The organism is Halothiobacillus sp. (genome assembly GCF_028710545.1).
Classification (GTDB): domain Bacteria; phylum Pseudomonadota; class Gammaproteobacteria; order Halothiobacillales; family Halothiobacillaceae; genus Halothiobacillus.
Window position 1 is genome coordinate 1 of sequence record NZ_JAQTTX010000098.1, and the last position, 4,064, is coordinate 4,064.

At 56.0% G+C, this 4,064-nt stretch carries 6 protein-coding genes; all 6 read right to left on the bottom strand.

Annotated features, from left to right (window positions below; all coding sequences use genetic code 11):
• Positions 1–1,818, bottom strand: a 1,818-nt coding sequence (gene mutS, locus PHD44_RS12365; protein ID WP_300192168.1) for a DNA mismatch repair protein MutS, incomplete at its 3' end; no start/stop codon positions are given.
• Positions 1,815–2,813 (bottom strand): tyrosine-type recombinase/integrase, encoded by a 999-nt coding sequence (locus tag PHD44_RS12370; RefSeq protein WP_300192170.1) that lies wholly within the window; start codon positions 2,811–2,813, stop codon positions 1,815–1,817. The genes PHD44_RS12370 and mutS, both read right to left, overlap by 4 nt.
• A gap of 2 nt (positions 2,814–2,815) precedes the next feature.
• Positions 2,816–3,019 (bottom strand): DUF4224 domain-containing protein, encoded by a 204-nt coding sequence (locus tag PHD44_RS12375; RefSeq protein ID WP_300192171.1) that lies wholly within the window; start codon positions 3,017–3,019, stop codon positions 2,816–2,818.
• Complete coding sequence (locus PHD44_RS12380) at positions 3,016–3,297, bottom strand: hypothetical protein (protein ID WP_300192173.1); 282 nt, start codon at positions 3,295–3,297, stop codon at positions 3,016–3,018. Before PHD44_RS12380 ends, PHD44_RS12375 begins: the two co-directional genes overlap by 4 nt.
• A 2-nt stretch (positions 3,298–3,299) precedes the next feature.
• Positions 3,300–3,536 carry a helix-turn-helix domain-containing protein gene (locus PHD44_RS12385; RefSeq protein ID WP_290680326.1) on the bottom strand — a complete coding sequence of 79 codons (237 nt, stop codon included), beginning with the start codon at positions 3,534–3,536 and terminating at the stop codon, positions 3,300–3,302.
• 67 nt (positions 3,537–3,603) lie between these two features.
• Positions 3,604–4,064, bottom strand: a 461-nt coding sequence (locus tag PHD44_RS12390) for a hypothetical protein (protein ID WP_300192175.1), incomplete at its 5' end; no start/stop codon positions are given.

The following is a 4,064-nucleotide window of genomic DNA, read 5'->3' on the forward strand; positions in this document are numbered from 1 at the left end:
CAGGGCTTCAATCACCGGATGCCGTCCCGCTTCGATGTGGATGCCCGGTTCGCTACCGAGATCCGGGGCCACCCAGCGATGGCGCTCGGCCACCCGCGCCAGGCTGTGCAGCACGTCGACCTGGGCAATGGCTTCGGCCATGCGGCGAAGGGCGCTCTGGTGCGTCGCGAGCGTTTGCAACAACTCGGTAAACAGCCACTGTTCGCGCGCCAGGGCGCGGTCGCGGGCGGACAGCACGCGGTCTTCGAAGGTTTTCAGTTCTTCGGTCGTGTAGCGCTCAACTGACTTGAGCGTCTGGCGGCGAATGAATTGCGGTGGCATCTTCTCTGCCTGTAACCGGCTGACTTCAAAGTAGAAACCCTGTACGCGGTTGTAGGCGATTTTCAGCGAAGGGATGCCGCTTTGCAGTCGCGCTTGGGCTTCGAGCGCATTCAGCGCGTCGTCGGCGTGTTCGGAAAGGTGGCGCAATTCGTCGAGTTCAGTGTCGAAGCCGGGGGCAATCACCCCGCCATCGCGCAGCCACACGGGCGGTTGGGCGACCAGCGCGCGGGTCAGCAAGTCACGCGGGGCGGGCTGATCGGTCAGCCGTGCGGCCAGATCCTGCCACAAGGGCAGATCGAGTCGAGCAAGTTGCGCGCTCAACGCAGGCAGCACGCCAAGCGCATCGCGCAGCCCGGATAAATCGCGTGGGCGGGCGCTGCCCATCACGATGCGGGTGGTGATGCGTTCGATATCGTTGATGCCGCGCAGCGATTCGCGCAATGCAGCGATCATGCCGCGCTCGATCAGCTCGCCGATCGCCTGCTGCCGATGCCGCAACACGGCCCGATCACGTAGCGGGCGACCCAGCCAGTGCTTGAGCAGCCGCGAGCCGTGCGCAGTCACCGTCTCGTCCAGCAGGTTGATCAGCGTGGCCGCCGAACGGCCGTCATCGTGGCTTCCTTCTTGATTTGTGCTGAACAGTTCCAGATGGCGCCGCGTATTGCGGTCGATCAGCAAGGCATCGTCCGGATGCTCCACCCGCAGGCGCTCGATATGCGGCACGGCGCTGCGCTGAGTCTCATTCACATAAGTCAGCAAAATGGCGGCGGCACCCAGCGCCGGTTGATGGCTTTCGGTGACGCCGAAACTTTTAAGATCATGAATCTGCCAGTGTTTGAGCAAGGCCGCCTGCCCGCGTTTGGCATCGAACTGCCAATCGGCACGCGCGCGCCAACGCTTGGGGTCCACGCCAATCTTTGCCGCCGTATCGGTCGCCTCGGCCAGCGATTCGGGCATGAGCAATTCACGCGGATCGATCCGCGCCAGCTCGGCCGTCAGCGCCGATTCATCGAGTCGAACCAGCACAAAATCGCCAGCGGCCAGATCCAGATGCGCCAACCCGTATTCCGGCGGCGTGGTCGCCAGCGGCACCAATGCCGCCAAACGGTTGCCCTCGCGCTGATCGAGCAGGGCATCGTCGGTGACCGTGCCGGGGGTGACGATCCGCACCACCGCGCGCTCCATCGGGCCTTTGGTCTTGGTTTCACCGATCTGCTCGCAAATCGCCACCGACTCGCCCGCCCGAATCAACCGCGCCAGGTAACTCTCATAGGCATGAACCGGCACACCCGCCATCGGAATCGGCTCACCCGCCGACTGCCCGCGCGTCGTCAGCGTCAAATCAAGAATGCGCGCCGCCCGCTCGGCATCGGCGTAAAACAGCTCGTAAAAATCCCCCATGCGATAAAACAGCAGTACGTCCGGGTGCGCCTGTTTCATCGTCCAGAATTGCTGCATCATCGGGGTGTGTTGGCTTAGGTCTTTTGAATCAGTCACTTGCTTCTCTTTTTGTCTAATTTCTCTAATGACTGTCTAAAACTAGGTGCATCCGCCACGATGGTTGAACGGTTGCGAATATACCGATTTGTCATCGCTTCGGTGGAGTGTCCACCAAGGGCTTGTGCATTTTTCCCTTGTTTTTTCGCATCTGTGAGTGATTTGGCGCGGAGATCATGCAGCGTGGTGCGTTCCACCCCTGCTTTACTGACAGCACTCCGGTACATGCCTTTAACGGTGGCGTAGTTGTATTGATTGCCTCCACGTTTTGTGCAGAACAGGGTAGTGCCCTGTGCTGGTCGAGGCAAAGCCTTTGCTTTATCAATAGTAGCTTTCAATTCGGGAGTCATTTTTACCAGTAAGCGGGTGCCTGTTTTACCTTGTTTGAAATGGATGCCCTCATCGTCGATATCACTCATTTTAATAGCGAGTACATCACTAATTCGTTGTCCCGTGAAGTAGCAAATGTCCATGATAGGCTTCAAGCTCTCGGACGCTTGAGCGTAAATTTCTCGGTATTCCGCATCCGTCACATATCGGTCACGCTTTTTCTCTGGCAATCGACGAACCCCAACGCAGGGGTTTGATTCCACAATCTGCCAGTCCACGGCATAGTTCATAACATTGCGAAGATAGCTGATGAATCGATTTGCCTGATTTGGCGTTTCGCGGAAATGGTCGCGAATCGCCGCGACATCCCGCGGCCTCAGTTGCTCTGGTGTAAATTCAGCGAGGATGTCTTTTAGGCGATTGGCTGCGAGCCGATACTGTTCCACTGTGCTCGGAGCCAGTCCCTCGATGATGTGTGGCCATGTTTTGTCAATCAGTGCGATCATCCCGCTTTCTGGCGCGGCGGCCAAGCGTGCGTATTCACGTAAAGCGCTGGGCAGATCAGATGCAAGGCGTTTCCATTTGCCTTTTTTAACGAACCAATATGCGCCATGCTTTAGGTAGACACAAGGTGGTAAGTTGCGGTTTTTCTTTCGCGGACGCATGGTTATGTGAAGCGAAGTTTGGGCTGTTTGTTCGTTTGCATCTCTGCCCCTAGCCGTGCAAGAACAGTCGCACGCAAAACCTTCGGACGGCCATCTTTGTCAATTTCAAATGGCCACAGATTTTCTCGCAGCCACTTCGCTTGATATTGCCTGGATTGGTAGCCACTAAGCTCGCACAGTTCGTCTTCTGAGAGGAATAATTTCATCGCAATTCCTCCGGTATTTCTTGGCCTTTGTCATTGATGCGGCGCAAACTGTGAAGCCACTTTGCGACATCTTCTGTGCGCCATCGGATCGTTTTCTTGTCCGGGTTTTCGCTAAAGGGAGCGGGTTCACAAAATGCCCCAGTTTTGATGAGCAGGCGCATCGTGTCCATCGATGTATTCAGAAGGTGCGCAATGGCGTGAGCTTCCAGCAAATACGGAATCAGCCCATCTTCCGTTTGAAAATGCTTGCGCCGCAGATCGTTGATTGGTTCATCCATGCTCAATGACTCTGTGTGGCTTGCGTCTGGCCTTCATTGGTTCGGTAATAATCGACCCATCGGTCAAGATCGCGTCGATCGTAACGAGGCTGAGAGCCAAATTTCACATAAACGGGACCCACCACGCCGGTGGTTTTGCCGTAGCGCATCCGCTTCAAGAATTCTTTGCTGATATTGAGGTAATTGGCCGCTTCTTCGGTGGTCAGTAACCGTGAAGTGGGCAAGGCCAGCGTATTCATGGTGTGCTCCTTATGTCTGTTTGCTGTATTTACAGGCTCAAGATGACACACCATCCGGGATTTCGAGTTATTCAGCCGAATATCGTTCCGAGAGTTCAGCAATCAACTCTGGTGGGGCTTTTAGGGTAATTGAGGTAAGTCCATCGAGGATGCCGGGATCTCTTTCAAAGAGGGCTGAAAACTGCACTGGCGTGAGCGTTAAGCTACCAGCGCCCTTGGCCTTGGCGGTGTTCTCTTCCCCACAAGATTCTGATGCCTGGCTTTCTTGAAGGTCATGGTTTGTCGTGTTGATTGAATCTTCAGGCGCCCATCCATCGGCGCATTCGTCTTGCAATTCGATTCCTGCATCGGGAACCGAACCAAGATCATCGGTATTCGTTGAATGACTGGAATCAGCATCCGGTTCATCCATCGGGCGCTCGTTCACAGTGGGTGCTGCCGTTTGCGGTTTTTCTCTTTGCGTGGTTAAAAGGTGATGAGTCAGCGCCGTTTGATTGTCTCGGGCATGAGACACCAGTTCGGCTTGAG